We start from the raw sequence: 13,563 nt of genomic DNA, 5'->3' as shown, positions 1-13,563 counted from the left end.
TCGGGGCAGCACGCGCCGTCAGGTCAATTCTCCCGACGCCTACGACAACCTCGGTGGTAACCCGGCTCTTCCCGGGCAGTCCTTACCGACCGCCGGCCGGCTACTCACCCCGGCCCGCGAGGTCACGCAGCCGGCGGGTCTGCGCCTCACGCTCGGCCCGCTGCTGTTCGGTGTGGGAGCGGCCGGCGGCACCGGCGAGCAGCGCCTTGATCTCCACCACCGCGTCCCGGTCGCCGGCGAGCAGGCCGGCCGTGAGGTCACGGACCGCCGCGTCCAGCTCGGCGTTCGGCACCACCAGGTTGGCCAGGCCGATCCGGTCGGCCTCGGCGGCGTCCATCCGCCGGCCGGTGGCGCACAACTCCAGGGCGCGGGCATAGCCGACCAGCTCGACCAGCCGCTTGGTGCCGGCCAGGTCGGGGACCAGGCCGAGGGTGACCTCGGCCATCGACAGCTTGGCGTCCTCGGCGAGGACCCGCAGGTCGCAGGCGAGCGCGAGCTGGAAGCCCGCGCCGATGGCATGGCCCTGGACAGCCGCCACCGAGATCACGTCGGGGCGGTGCAGCCAGGTGAAGCCCTGCTGGTAACCGGCGATACGGTCGGCACACTCCTGCTCGGGCAGGGTGGACAGCTCGGCGAAGGAACCAGGCCCCTGGGCACCGGCCACCGACAGGTCGAGGCCGGCGGAGAACGACCGCCCCTCGCCGCGTACCACCACGACGCGCACGTCGCCGGGGAGGTCCCGGGAGAAGTCGCTCATCGCGCGCCACATCGCCGGAGTCTGGGCGTTGAGCACGTCGGGCCGGCACAACGTGACCGTCGCGACCGGCCCGTCACAGTGCAGTAGCACCCCGGTCGTCTCGGCGGTCACCGGACCGCCCGGGGCGTGCTGACGGACGACGCTGGTGGGCGGGTCACGCCTTCTTGCGACGCCGGGCGCCGCCGCGCTGTCGCAGCTGCACACCGGACTCGGTGAGCACGCGGTGGATGAACCCGTAGGATCGCCCGGTCGAGGCGGCGAGCGCGCGGATGCTCTCCCCGCCGGTGTACCGCTTTACCAGGTCCTTGGCGAGCGTCTGACGCTCGGCTCCGACGATCCGGCGACCCTTCTCAGTGCTGGTGGCTGTGCCAGTGGCTGCCATGCTGATTCCTCACGTCCCAGACTGTGCGGTTCGATACGGTCCCACCTATTAGACCGTCTCGAACGATCATGCGCCAGATATCAACTCTTCGCCAACCGACACGCTATGCAGTGTCGTCAACCCGATAGAGTGACCCTCATCCCGGCCCGCGGCTGCTAGCACGCCGTGACGGACCTGGTGAACGGCCCGTACCCTTCCCAGTCGTGACCGAGCTCCTGGGCGACGTAAGCGGGGCGGCGGCCGTCTTCGGCGCCACCAACCTCGACGACATCGTGGTGCTGACCGTACTCTTCGTGACCGCCCGCGGTACGGGACGACCCCGCCCATGGCAGATCGTCACCGGCCAGTACCTGGGCATTGCCGCCCTCGTCGCGGCCGCCCTGGTGGTCGCCGCCGGCCTGCTGGTGGTGCCCGACCCGTGGACCGGCCTGCTCGGGCTGCTGCCGATCGGGCTCGGGGTCCGTGCGTTGCTGGCCCACACCGACGACGACACGCCGCCGGCCGTGGTCGGCGGTCTGCTCGGGGTCGCCGGGGTGACGGTCGCCAACGGCGCGGACAACATCGCCGTCTATGTCCCGGTGTTCCGCTCCCTCGACCCGACCACCGGACTGGTCTACCTGCTGGTCTTCGCGCTCCTGGTCGCCGTCTGGTGCGGTGCTGCCGCGCTGCTCGGCGGGCACCCCCGGGTGGTCCGCCTGGTCGGCCGGGCCGGGCACCGGCTGGTCCCCGTCATCTTCGTGGGCATCGGCCTGGTGATCCTGGTCAGCTCGGGCGTCCTCGGCCGGCTGGCCGCGGACGCCCACTGACCACCGGCCGGCCCCGCCCGCCGGCCACACCTGTCGTCGTGGGCGGGGTCGGGTCAGGCCAGTTCGACCAGTTCGAGGAGGTCGTCGCTCCAGGCGTCCTCGTCGCCGTCGGGGAGCAGGATCGCCCGGTCCGGCTTGAGCGCGAGCACCGCACCAGGGTCGTGGGTGACCAGCACGATCGCGCCGGGATAGTTGGCGATGGCGTCGAGCACCTGCTCCCGGCTGACCGGATCCAGGTTGTTCGTCGGCTCGTCCAGCAGCAGCACGTTCGCGCCGGAGCAGACCAGGGTCGACAGGGCGAGCCGGGTCTTCTCGCCACCGGAGAGCACCCCGGCGGGCTTGTTCACGTCCTCACCGGAAAACAGGAAGGCACCGAGGATCTTGCGCAGGTCGGTGTCGGACTGCTCGATCGCCGCCGCCCGCATGTTCTCCAGCACCGTGCGCTCCACGTCCAGCGTCTCGTGCTCCTGGGCGTAGTAGCCCAGCCGCAGGCCGTGCCCGGCGTGCACCTCGCCGGTGTCCGGCGGGAGCAGTCCACCGAGCATCCGCAGCAGCGTGGTCTTGCCGGCGCCGTTGAGCCCGAGGATGGCCACCCGGGAACCCCGGTCCACCGCGACGTTCACGTCGGCGAAGATCTCCAGCGAGCCGTACGACTTGGACAGGCCGGTCGCGGTCAGCGGGGTCTTGCCGCACGGCGCGGGGTTGGGGAACCGGACCTTCGCCACCCTGTCGGAGACGCGTACCTCCTCCAGGCCCGAGATCAGCTTCTCGGCCCGGCGGGCCATGTTCTGCGCGGCGACGGTCTTGGTGGCCTTGGCCCGCATCTTGTCGGCCTGCGCCATCAGGGCGCCGGCCTTCTTCTCGGCGTTGGCCCGCTCCCGGCGGCGGCGACGCTCGTCGGTCTCCCGCGCCGCCAGGTACGCCTTCCAGCCCAGGTTGTAGACGTCGACCACGGAACGGGTGGCGTCGAGGAACCAGACCTTGTTGACCACCGACTCCAACAGCGAACCGTCGTGGGAGATCACGATCAGCCCGCCCTTGTGGTTGGCGAGGAAACCGCGCAGCCAGGTGATCGAGTCGGCGTCGAGGTGGTTGGTGGGCTCGTCGAGCAGCAGGATGCCGCCGCCGTTCTCGCCCGCGTCACGGAACAGGATGCGGGCCAGCTCGATGCGGCGGCGCTGACCGCCGGAGAGGGTGCCGATGGTCTGGGCGAGGGCCCGGTCGGGCAGCCCCAGGTTGGCGCAGATCCGGGCGGCCTCGGCCTCGGCCGCGTACCCGCCCAGCGAGGCGAACTGGTCCTCCAGCGCGCCGTAGCGGCGGACCAGTTTGTCGTCGGCGCCGTCGGCGAGCCGCTGCTCGATCTCCGACATCTGGGCCATCAGCACGTCCAGCCCCCGGGCGGAGAGCACCCGGTCCCGGCCGGTGACCTCCAGGTCGCCCGTACGCGGGTCCTGCGGCAGGTACCCGATGGCGCTGCGCCTGTCGATCTGCCCGGCGTACGGCTGCCCCTCGCCGGCCAGTACCTTGAGGGTCGTGGTCTTGCCGGCACCGTTGCGCCCGACCAGTCCGATCCGGTCACCGGGCTGCACCCGCAGGGTGGTGTCGGACAGGAGGATCCGGGAGCCGGCGCGTAGTTCCAGGCCGGTGACACTGATCATTTCCGGTACTCGCTCTCGGGGGTCTGGAAGGGCTGACTCAGGGCACGCGAAAGCGCCGGCGGGTCGGTGGTTCCCGTCGGCGCGGGGCGGTTCAGCCTTCGCAGCGCAGCACCCGACAAGTGTACCGGGCGGCCCGACGCACACCGTCCGGATTACCGCACAAGATCATCGGGTACCGAAAACACCGTCCGGACCCGGTCCGGTACCGCAACCCTCAAACGTGACGAATCGGTGATCGGGGTCAACATGGAGCTGAACGAGAACGCGCAGGTCGACACCGGCCAGGTGGACGACCGGCGGGGGTCCGGCGGGGGCGGCGGGGCGGGCATCCCGATACCCCTCCCGGGCGGCGGCGGGCGCGGCGGCATCGTCGGCCTCATCATCGCCGTGCTGGTGGCCCTGGTGGGCGGCGGTTTCGGGCTGAACGCCATGACCGGTGGCGGGTCCGAAACGGGCGACAACACGGCGCTGGAGCAGAAGTGCTCCGCCGACGACGCGCTCAAGCAGCTGGACTGCCGCAACACTCTCTACGTCAACTCGATCCAGGCGTACTGGCGCACCGCGCTGCCGGAGCGGTTCGGCCAGCAGTACCAGCCATCCAAGACGGTCTTCTTCAGCCAGGGTGTCAACACCGGCTGCGGCCAGGCCGACTCCGGCGTCGGGCCGTTCTACTGCCCCGCCGACGACCTGGTCTACATCGACCTGACCTTCTACCAGACCCTCGCCGACCAGCTCGGCGCGGAGGGTGAGTTCGCCCAGCCGTACGTGCTGGCCCACGAGTACGGCCACCACGTACAGGACCTGCTCGGCACCGAGGCGCAGATGCGCCGCCAGCAGCAGCGGGACCCGGGCAGCGCCAACGCGCTCTCGGTCAAGCTGGAACTCCAGGCCGACTGCTACGCGGGCGCGTGGGCCAAGAACGCCACCGGCACCGCCGACGAGCAGGGCCAGAAGATCTTCAAGAGCATCACCGAGCAGGACATCGCGCAGGCGATCGACACCGCCGAGAAGATCGGCGACGACGCCATCTCCAAGCGGGCCAACCGCCCGGTCAACCCGGAGGAGTTCACCCACGGCTCCTCCGAGCAGCGCAAGCAGTGGTTCACCAAGGGCTACACCACAGGTGACCCGAAGTCCTGCGACACCTTCGGCGGCAGCCTCTGACCGGTACCGGTCGGCAAGTCACGGCGGTCGGCGGGGCTAAACGCCCCCCGGCCGCCGTCGTCGTTCCCGGGCGAGGGCGGGCCGGGGTGTGGCCGGCCCAGGGGCGTGCGCCGGCCGGGACGTGGGCCGGTGCGGGGGCGGGGGGCCGGGGGCCGGGATCAGGCCGGGTCGCGGACCAGGACGTGCACCGCGCGGGCGGCGGCGATCGCGCCGACCAGCACCGCGTGCCGGGGTTCGGGCACGTCGAGCAACCGCTCGGCCCGCAACCCGGCGAGCGGGGCCAACCGCCGGTCGGCCAGGACCGTGTCGACGGCCCGCCGGTCGCCGCCGCAGACCAACGCCGCCAGCGTCGCCGCCTCCGGCAGCAGCAGCCGTACGGCCAGTTCCGCCGCGTCGCCCAGGGCCGCCCTGGCCTGGTTGTCCCGCCGCCTGGCGAACCGCTGCTGCGACCAGCCCCCGGCGGCGGTACGACCCTGCACGTATCGGGTGTCCACCTTGGAGACCAGCAGGTCGGTGCCGAGCGCCACCCCGACCGCCACCGCGCCCTTGCGGGCGAGCAGCAGCCCGAGCCGGCGGGGCGCGACGGCGGCGTCGACGAACCCCGGCACGTCGTCGACCTGACGGGCCGCTGCCCCGGTGCCGCCGCCCGGTGGGAGGTGCAGCTCGGCGGTCGCCCCGTCGGCGGCGGCGAGCAGCAGGCCGTACCCCTGCGGGGAGACGACGGGCGGGCCGTGCCGGTCGGCGAAACCCTCCACCCAGCGGGCGACGCGGGTCGGATCGACCTCGATCCACCGGCCGCCACCGGCTGCGGGTCGGCTGCTCATCACCCGACCGTACGGCACGACAGGCGACCGCCCGGCGGGCGGTCGCCCGACGGAGGGTCGCCCGGCGGGCGGCTCACCGCACGACCAGCATGGAGACCGCCAGGGCGGCGATGATCAGGCTGGACAGCAGGCCGGTCACCAGTCGACCACGTGGGCCGACCAGCATCCGGCCGACCAGGGTGCCGCTGCCGGCGATCAGCAACTGCCAACTCACCGACGCGACGAAGACCCCGAGGACGAACAGCGCGGCGGCTGCCGGTGCCGCCCGTGCCGCGTCGGCACGGCCGAGGACCAGCGCCGCGAAGTAGACCACCGTAGCCGGGTTGAGCAGGGTCAACGCCAGCACCCCGGCGAACGCGCGGCCCGGCGTGTCCATCCCCCGACCCGCCCGGCCCCGGACGGCCAGATCAGGCTGACCCGATTCCACACGACCCGGCCGCGGCCCGCTCGACGGCGGTCGGGAACGCCAGCTCCGCCAGCCGCCGTGGACGGCGAGCGCCAGCAGCACCACCGCCGCCGCCACCCGCAGCGGCCCGGCGACCGGGGCCACCACGCCGGCCACCGCCGCACCGCCGAGCACCGCCACGGCGGCGTAGAGCCCGTCGGCGGTGGCGACGCCGAACGCGGCACCCGCGCCGACCCGCAACGAGGTACGGGCGCTGAGCCCGAGGATGAGCACCGCGATCGCGCCGACCGGGACGGCGACCCCGTAGCCGGCAACCAGCCCGGCGAGGAGGGCGGTGGTCATGACGGCAGGTGACGGGCCGAGCCACACCCCGGACGGGCCTGCTGTCGACGCGCGGTGGCGCTCGCGCGGACAGGCCCCTGCGCCGGGTACGTCTCGATCACCGGCCCATCATCGGCCCCGCGCCCGACGCCCCGCCACCGGATTACCTCCGCCACTGGTTGATCAACTCACCTGGGCGAAACAGCGCTGTCGACGGGGCCCGGATACCCCACCATCGGCCCCGGCGAGTCGATCACCCCGACCGAACACGGGCGCGGCACCCGGTGGGTGCCGCGCCCGTGAGTCGGACCGGAGGTCAGACGTTGAAGCCGAGGGAACGGAGCTGGTCCCGCCCCTCGTCGGTGATCTTGTCCGGCCCCCACGGCGGCAGCCAGACCCAGTTGATCCGGATGTCGTCGACCAGTCCCCCACCGGGGCCGGTGGTCAACGCCTGCCGGGCCTGGTCCTCGATCACGTCGGTGAGCGGGCAGGCCGCCGAGGTCAGCGTCATGTCCAGGGTGGCGACGTTCTGGTCGTCCACGTGCACGCCGTACACCAGGCCGAGGTCGACCACGTTGATGCCGAGTTCGGGGTCGACGACGTCCTTCATCGCCTCCTCGATGTCGGCGACGGCCGCCCGGGCACCGGCCGACCCGGTGGCCTCCACCGGACCGTCGGCGACCGGGGTCGCGGCGGTGTCCGCCGGGCCGGTGGCACCGTTGGTGGCCGGCGGCGTCACCGCGTCGGTCGTCGTGCTGGCGTCGCCGGTCTCCGGCGTCGCCGCGGTAGCGGTGTTCTCGCTCATGCCTCCACCTCCGTCGGGCTCACGCCCACCCCCGCGCGTGCCGCGGCGTCCTTGAACGCCATCCACGGCAGCAGCGCGCACTTGACCCGGGCCGGGTAGCGGGCGACACCCGCGAACGCCACCCCGTCACCGAGTAGTTCCTCGTCCGGCGTGACCTGGCCACGGCCGGACATCAACGCCACGAATCCCGCGTGCACGGCGGCGATTTCCTCCGCGCACCGGCCGGAGAGCCGGTCGTACAGCACGCTCGCCGACGCCTGGCTGATCGAACAGCCGACCCCGTCGTAGGAGATGTCGACCACGATGTCGTCGACGGCGGCCACCCGTACGGTGACCTCGTCGCCGCAGGTCGGGTTGACGTGGTGCGCCTCGCCCACCTCGGCGTCGGGGTCGTCGGCGTCGCGCAGCCCACGCCCCTGCGGGCGCTTGTAGTGATCCAGGATGATCTCCTGGTAGAGCTGGTCCAGCTGCATCAGTCGAAGATCCTCCGCACCTGTTCGAGACCCGCCACCAGGGCGTCGATCTCCTCCGTGGTGGTGTACAGGTAGAACGACGCCCGGGTCATCGCCGGCACCCCGAACCGGGTGCAGACCGGCTTGGCGCAGTGGTGGCCCACCCGCACCTGCACGCCGAGCGAGTCGAGGACCTGCCCGACGTCGTGCGGGTGCACGTCGCCGAGCGCGAACGAGATGGTGCCGCCCCGGCCGACCGGCACCGTCGGGCCGAAGATCCGCAGACCCGGCACGGTCGCGAGGGCGTCCAGCGCGTACGCGGTCAGCTCCTTCTCGTGCCACTGGATCGCCCGCATCCCGACGCCGGTGAGGTAGTCGACCGCCGCGCCCAGCGCGACCGCCTCGGCGATCGGCGGGGTGCCCGCCTCGAACCGGGCCGGCGGCGCGGCGAACGTGGACCGGGCCATCGACACCGTCTCGATCATCGAACCGCCGCCCATGACCGGGGGCATCGCGGCGAGCAGCTCGCCCCGGCCCCACAGCACGCCGATGCCGGTCGGCCCGCACATCTTGTGCCCGGTGAAGACGATGAAGTCGGCGTCCAGGTCGACCACGTCGATCGGCTGGTGCGGCACCGACTGCGAGCAGTCGAGCAGCAGCAGCGCGCCCACCTGGCGGACCCGCTCGGTGATCCTGGCGGTGGCGTTGACCGTGCCGAGGATGTTGGAGGTGTGCACCAGCGCGACGATCTTCGTCCGCTCGGTGACCAGGTCCGCCAGCCCCGACTCGTCCAGCCGGCCGGTGTCGGTGACCGGGAACCAGCGCAGCGTCGCGCCGGTCCGCTCGGCCAGCAACTGCCACGGGACGATGTTCGAGTGGTGCTCCATCTCGGAGATCACGATCTCGTCGCCGGGGCCGAGCCGGAACCGCTCGTCGGCGTCCGCGCGCAGCGAGGCGTTGGAGAAGGCGTACGCCACGATGTTGATCGCCTCGGTGGAGTTCTTGGTGAACACCACCTCGTCGACGCTCGGCGCGTTGACGAACGCGGCGATCTTCGCCCGCGCCCCCTCGTACGCCTCGGTCGCCTCGGTGCCCAGGGTGTGCACCGAGCGCGACACGTTGGCGTTGTGCATCGCGTAGTGCCCGGCGAGCACGTCGAGCACCTGCCGGGGCTTGTGCGAGGTGTTGGCGCTGTCGAGGTAGACCAGCCGGTGCCCGTTGACCTGCCGGTCGAGGATCGGGAAGTCGGCCCGCACCGCGGCCACGTCGAAGCGCGGCACGTCGTCGTACTGCGGCATCCCGTCCGGGATGGCGATGGTGGTCATCTCAGCGGTCCCCGTCCGTGTGTGCTCAGGCCCGCGCCGCGCCGGCTCCGGCGACGTACCGCTCGTAGCCCTCGTCCTCGAGCTTGTCGGCCAGCTCCGGGCCGCCCTGCTCGACGATCCGGCCGGCCACGAAGACGTGCACGAAGTCGGGCTTGATGTAGCGCAGGATGCGGGTGTAGTGGGTGATCAGCAGCAGGCCGGTGTCGCCGGTGTCGCGGACCCGGTTGACCCCCTCGCTGACCACCCGCAGCGCGTCCACGTCGAGGCCGGAGTCGGTCTCGTCGAGGATGGCGATCTTGGGCTTGAGCAGCTCCAGCTGCACGATCTCGTGCCGCTTCTTCTCGCCGCCGGAGAAGCCCTCGTTGACGTTGCGCTGGGCGAACGCCGGGTCCATCTGGAGCTTCTCCATCGCCCCGCGCAGCTCGCCGCCCCAGGTGCGCAGCTTCGGGGCCGCGCCGTCGATGGCGGTCTTGGCGGTCCGCAGGAAGTTCGCCACCGAGACGCCGGGCACCTCGACCGGGTACTGCATGGCCAGGAAGAGGCCGGCGCGGGCCCGCTCGTCGACGGTCATCTCCAGCACGTCGACGCCGTCGAGGGTCACCGAACCACCGGTGATCTCGTACTTGGGGTGACCGGCGATCGAGTACGCCAGGGTCGACTTGCCGGAGCCGTTCGGGCCCATGATCGCGTGGGTCTCCCCCGACCGCACGGTCAGGTCGACACCGGACAGGATCGGCTTGAGCTCACCCTCGGGCAGCTTGACCGACACCTTCAGGTCGCGGATCTCCAGGGTGCTCATTATCGGGTCACTCCATTGCTCGGCGTCGGGCGGCCGTCGGCGCCCACGGGAAGGTAGATGTCGCCGTCGCGGACCTCGACGGCGTAGACGGGAACGGGTTCGGTGGCGGGCAGCCCGCTGGGCTCGCCCGTGCGCAGGTCGAACCGGGAACCGTGCAGCCAGCACTCCAGCGTGCAGCCCTCGACCTCACCCTCGGAGAGGGCGACCGAGGCGTGCGAGCACTCGTCGTGGACGGCGTAGAACCCGCCGTCGGTGCCGTGCACCACGGCGATCGGGGTGCCGTCGACGTCGGCGCTGATCACGGCGCCTTTCGGCACGTCCTCCGTCGCGCAGATCCGGATCATGTCAGGCCCCGGCCTTCGAGAGCCGGGCCTCGATGGCGTCCCCCAGCCGCTCGCGCAGCGACTCGACCGGGATCTTGTTGATCACCTCGGCGAAGAAGCCCCGGACCACCAGGCGACGCGCCTCGTCCGCCGGGATGCCCCGGGCCATCAGGTAGAACAGCTGCTCGTCGTCGAACCGGCCGGTCGCGCTGGCGTGGCCGGCGCCGGCGATCTCGCCGGTCTCGATCTCCAGATTGGGTACGGAGTCCGCCCGCGCGCCGTCGGAGAGCAACAGGTTCCGGTTGATCTCGTACGTGTCGGTGCCGGTCGCCTCGGCCCGGATCAGCACGTCGCCCACCCAGACGGTGTGCGCCTGCTCGCCCTGCAACGCGCCCCGGTAGCCGACGTACGAGCGGCAGTCCGGCACGTTGTGGTCGACGAGCTGGCGGTGCTCCAGGTGCTGGCCGCCGTCGGCGAAGTAGACGCCGTACAGCTCGGCCTCGCCACCCCGGCCGGTGTACTCGACGGTGGTGGACTGGCGGACCAGATCCCCGCCCAGGCTGACCTGGATGTGCGACACCTTGGCGTCGCGGCCGAGGCGGACCTTCAGGTGCTGCGCCTGCACCGCGTCGGCGGCCCAGTCGGCCACCGTGACCAGGGTCAGCTTCGCCCCGTCGGCCACCGCCACCTCGACGTTGTCGGCGAGCGTCGTCGCGCCGACGTGCTCCAGCACCAGCACCACCTCGGCGAACCGGCCCACGTCGACGAACGTGTGCCCGAAGGCCAGCGCGGCGGCGTCGTCCCCGACCACCCGCAGGCTCACCGGCGCGTCGAGCACGGCCTCGGCCGCGACCTCGACCAGCAGCGCCTCACCGGCACCGCCGTAGGCCAGCGCGCTGACCCGGTCGACCGGGGTGAGCACGCTGCCCACCCGGGGGTCGTCCCGGCCGATCCGCCCGACGGTGACGCCGGCCGGCAGGTCGGCGTACTCGTGGCGGACCGTGCCGGTGGCGGCCTGCGCCCCGCCGGTCAGCCCGCGCAGCCGCTTGAGCGGGGTGAAGCGCCACTCCTCCTCCAGGCCGGTCAGGGCCGGGAAGTCGGCGACGTCGTACGAGCGGAGCGCCTGCGACTTGGTGCTGGGCGGCGCGGAAGCCTGGATAGTCATCTCTTCCTTGGTCTGTCTGTCCGGGACGACGGTGTCGTGGGGCGGGGGCGGCGTCAGCCGACCGCGCCCTCCATCTGGAGTTCGATCAGGCGGTTGAGCTCCAGGGCGTACTCCATCGGGAGTTCCTTGGCGATCGGCTCGATGAAGCCGCGCACGATCATCGCCATCGCCTCGTCCTCGCTCAGCCCCCGGCTCATCAGGTAGAAGAGCTGGTCGTCGCTGATCTTGGAGACGGTCGCCTCGTGCCCCATCGACACGTCGTCCTCGCGGATGTCGACGTACGGGTAGGTGTCCGAGCGGGAGACGGTGTCGACCAGCAGCGCGTCGCACTTGACCGTGCTGCGGCTGTGGTGCGAGCCCTCCAGCACCTGCACCAGCCCCCGGTACGAGGTACGGCCGCCGCCCCGGGCGATCGACTTCGACACGATGGTGCTGCTGGTGTGCGGCGCGGCGTGCACCATCTTGGCCCCGGCGTCCTGGTGCTGGCCCTCACCGGCCATCGCCACCGAGAGCACCTCGCCCTTGGCGTGCTCGCCGGTCATGTAGACCGCCGGGTACTTCATGGTCACCTTGGAGCCGATGTTGCCGTCGACCCACTCCATGGTGGCGCCCTCGTGGCAGACGGCCCGCTTGGTGACCAGGTTGTAGACGTTGTTCGACCAGTTCTGGATGGTCGTGTAGCGGCAGCGGGCGTTCTTCTTGACGATGATCTCGACGACCGCGCTGTGCAGCGAGTCGGACGAGTAGAGCGGCGCGGTGCAGCCCTCGACGTAGTGCACGTACGCGCCCTCGTCGACGATGATCAGCGTCCGCTCGAACTGGCCCATGTTCTCGGTGTTGATCCGGAAGTACGCCTGCAGCGGGATCTCCACGTGCACGCCCTTCGGCACGTAGATGAACGACCCACCCGACCACACGGAGGTGTTCAGCGCGGCGAACTTGTTGTCGCCGACCGGGATCACCGTGCCGAAGTACTCCTTGAAGACGTCCTCGTGCTCCTTGAGGGCGGTGTCGGTGTCCAGGAAGAGGACACCCTGCTCCTCCAGGTCCTCGCGGATCTTGTGGTAGACCACCTCGGACTCGTACTGTGCCGCGACCCCGGCGACCAGCCGCTGCTTCTCGGCCTCCGGGATGCCCAGCCGGTCGTAGGTGTTCTTGATGTCCTCCGGCAGGTCCTCCCAGCTGGTGGCCTGCTTCTCGGTGGAACGCACGAAGTACTTGATGTTGTCGAAGTCGATCCCGGTGAGGTCGGCGCCCCAGGACGGCATCGGCTTGCGGCCGAACAGCCGCAGACCCTTGAGCCGCAGGTCGAGCATCCAGGCCGGCTCGTTCTTCTTGGCCGAGATGTCCCGCACCACCGCCTCGCTGAGGCCGCGCTGGGCGGCGGCCCCGGCGACGTCGGGGTCGGCCCAGCCGTACTCGTAGCGACCGAGGGCGGCGAGCTGCTCTTCCTGGGTCAGGGGCTGGACGATCTGCTCGGTCATCTATCTGTCCTCACAGTGGTGACGGTGTTACCGGACTGGGCGCGCGGCTGGGCCGGAATGTGCGTGGTGCACACCCCGTCGCCGTGCGCGATGGTGGCCAGACGCTGCACGTGGGTGCCGACCAGACGGGAGATGACCGCCGTCTCGGCCTCGCACAGCTGGGGGAACTCGGCGGCCACGTGCGCCACCGGGCAGTGGTGCTGGCAGAGCTGCCCACCCGAGGCGATCGTCGACGCGTTGGCAGCGTAGCCCTCGGCGGTGAGCGCACTGGCGAGAGCCTCGGACCGGGCCAGCGGATCGTCGCCGGCGTCCTCCATGGCGGCCCGGCAGCGGGCCTCCAGCGCGGCGACCTGGTCGGCGGCGAACGCCTCGACCGCGTCCGGGCCGCCGTTGCGGGCGATCCAGCGCAGCGCGGCGGTGGCCATGTTGTCGTAGTGGTGGGTGCCGCAACGCCCCCGGGCCGCGTCGGTGAGCAGGAAGACCTTCGCCGGTCGACCCCGCCCCCGGCTGCCCCGCACGGTCTGCTCCCGGGCGACCACGTCGCCGTCGGCGAGCATCGCGTCGAGGTGCCGGCGGATCGCGGCCGGGCTGAGACCGAGCGCCGAGCCGAGCTGGCCGGCGGTGGCCGCCCCCTGCTCCAGCAGGAGCCGGGTCACCCGGTCACGGGTGGACAGGTCGGTGGGGGCGTCCGGTGCCGGGGCGGGAGTGGCACGCCGCGCGGCCTCCGCACCCCGTAGCACGGCACGGCGGGAGCGCACACCGACGCCGACGGCCGGGGTGGCCGTCGGCGGATGCCCGGAGAGCGCCGCCGCGTTTTTCACAACGCCAACGTTACGTAATTCGCCGGGGGCCCGCAAACCCGACCCCGGTGATTCCGCCCACCGGGGTGGCG

15 protein-coding genes are annotated in these 13,563 nt (G+C 71.8%); 2 read left to right on the top strand and 13 right to left on the bottom strand.

Going from position 1 to position 13,563, the window contains the following annotated elements; genetic code table 11:
* Positions 1-100: 100 nt before the first annotated feature.
* Together ACWCHM_RS06070 and ACWCHM_RS06065 are read right to left on the bottom strand one after the other, a co-directional pair.
* Positions 101-868, bottom strand: coding sequence for an enoyl-CoA hydratase/isomerase family protein (locus ACWCHM_RS06070; RefSeq protein WP_145920847.1), 768 nt, complete (start codon positions 866-868; stop codon positions 101-103).
* A 43-nt stretch (positions 869-911) separates the two neighbouring features.
* Positions 912-1,139, bottom strand: a complete 228-nt coding sequence (locus tag ACWCHM_RS06065; protein WP_007072022.1) for a helix-turn-helix domain-containing protein — start codon at positions 1,137-1,139, stop codon at positions 912-914.
* 203 nt (positions 1,140-1,342) lie between these two features.
* Here ACWCHM_RS06065 and ACWCHM_RS06060 point away from each other — a divergent pair, with 203 nt between their 5' ends.
* A complete protein-coding gene (locus tag ACWCHM_RS06060; protein ID WP_454221699.1) occupies positions 1,343-1,945 on the top strand; it encodes a cadmium resistance transporter in 603 nt (200 codons plus the stop codon).
* Between the two features lie 53 nt (positions 1,946-1,998).
* Here the strand turns inward: ACWCHM_RS06060 and ACWCHM_RS06055 are convergent, their stop codons facing one another.
* Positions 1,999-3,603 (bottom strand): ABC-F family ATP-binding cassette domain-containing protein, encoded by a 1,605-nt coding sequence (locus tag ACWCHM_RS06055; RefSeq protein WP_204959133.1) that lies wholly within the window; start codon positions 3,601-3,603, stop codon positions 1,999-2,001.
* Between the two features lie 246 nt (positions 3,604-3,849).
* On the opposite strand from ACWCHM_RS06055, the gene ypfJ reads away from it, so the two are divergent.
* Complete coding sequence (gene ypfJ, locus ACWCHM_RS06050) at positions 3,850-4,767, top strand: KPN_02809 family neutral zinc metallopeptidase (protein ID WP_281902965.1); 918 nt, start codon at positions 3,850-3,852, stop codon at positions 4,765-4,767.
* 158 nt (positions 4,768-4,925) lie between these two features.
* Here the strand turns inward: ypfJ and ACWCHM_RS06045 are convergent, their stop codons facing one another.
* The 10 genes from ACWCHM_RS06045 to ACWCHM_RS06000 all read right to left on the bottom strand — a co-directional run bounded on the left by ACWCHM_RS06045 (position 4,926) and on the right by ACWCHM_RS06000 (position 13,411).
* Complete coding sequence (locus tag ACWCHM_RS06045; RefSeq protein ID WP_454221698.1) at positions 4,926-5,591, bottom strand: acVLRF1 family peptidyl-tRNA hydrolase; 666 nt, start codon at positions 5,589-5,591, stop codon at positions 4,926-4,928.
* Between the two features lie 73 nt (positions 5,592-5,664).
* Positions 5,665-6,339, bottom strand: coding sequence for a LysE family transporter (locus ACWCHM_RS06040; protein ID WP_454221697.1), 675 nt, complete (start codon positions 6,337-6,339; stop codon positions 5,665-5,667).
* A 295-nt stretch (positions 6,340-6,634) separates the two neighbouring features.
* Positions 6,635-7,123, bottom strand: a complete 489-nt coding sequence (locus tag ACWCHM_RS06035) for an iron-sulfur cluster assembly protein (RefSeq protein ID WP_454221696.1) — start codon at positions 7,121-7,123, stop codon at positions 6,635-6,637.
* Positions 7,120-7,596: a Fe-S cluster assembly sulfur transfer protein SufU gene (gene sufU / locus ACWCHM_RS06030; protein ID WP_204959136.1), complete on the bottom strand. Its 477-nt coding sequence runs from the start codon at positions 7,594-7,596 to the stop codon at positions 7,120-7,122. Before sufU ends, ACWCHM_RS06035 begins: the two co-directional genes overlap by 4 nt.
* Positions 7,596-8,900 (bottom strand): cysteine desulfurase, encoded by a 1,305-nt coding sequence (locus ACWCHM_RS06025; RefSeq protein ID WP_204959137.1) that lies wholly within the window; start codon positions 8,898-8,900, stop codon positions 7,596-7,598. The genes sufU and ACWCHM_RS06025 overlap by 1 nt, the downstream gene beginning before the upstream one ends.
* Positions 8,901-8,925: 25 nt before the next feature.
* Positions 8,926-9,699 carry a Fe-S cluster assembly ATPase SufC gene (gene sufC, locus ACWCHM_RS06020; protein WP_088645041.1) on the bottom strand — a complete coding sequence of 258 codons (774 nt, stop codon included), beginning with the start codon at positions 9,697-9,699 and terminating at the stop codon, positions 8,926-8,928.
* On the bottom strand, positions 9,699-10,043 hold the full coding sequence (locus ACWCHM_RS06015; protein WP_454221695.1) for a non-heme iron oxygenase ferredoxin subunit: 345 nt from the start codon (positions 10,041-10,043) through the stop codon (positions 9,699-9,701). Before ACWCHM_RS06015 ends, sufC begins: the two co-directional genes overlap by 1 nt.
* A 1-nt stretch (position 10,044) precedes the next feature.
* Positions 10,045-11,187 carry a Fe-S cluster assembly protein SufD gene (sufD, locus tag ACWCHM_RS06010; RefSeq protein ID WP_204959139.1) on the bottom strand — a complete coding sequence of 381 codons (1,143 nt, stop codon included), beginning with the start codon at positions 11,185-11,187 and terminating at the stop codon, positions 10,045-10,047.
* Positions 11,188-11,240: 53 nt separating this feature from the next.
* The gene (gene sufB, locus ACWCHM_RS06005) at positions 11,241-12,671 is read right to left on the bottom strand and encodes a Fe-S cluster assembly protein SufB (protein WP_454221694.1); all 1,431 of its coding nucleotides are present in this window, start codon (positions 12,669-12,671) and stop codon (positions 11,241-11,243) included.
* Positions 12,668-13,411, bottom strand: a complete 744-nt coding sequence (locus ACWCHM_RS06000; protein WP_454223026.1) for a helix-turn-helix transcriptional regulator — start codon at positions 13,409-13,411, stop codon at positions 12,668-12,670. The genes sufB and ACWCHM_RS06000 overlap by 4 nt, the downstream gene beginning before the upstream one ends.
* Between the last annotated feature and the right edge of the window lie 152 nt (positions 13,412-13,563).

This window comes from Micromonospora sp. SCSIO 07396 (assembly GCF_053667945.1).
Note: the sequence above shows the minus strand (reverse complement) of the source record. Positions and strands in the feature narration are given on the sequence as shown.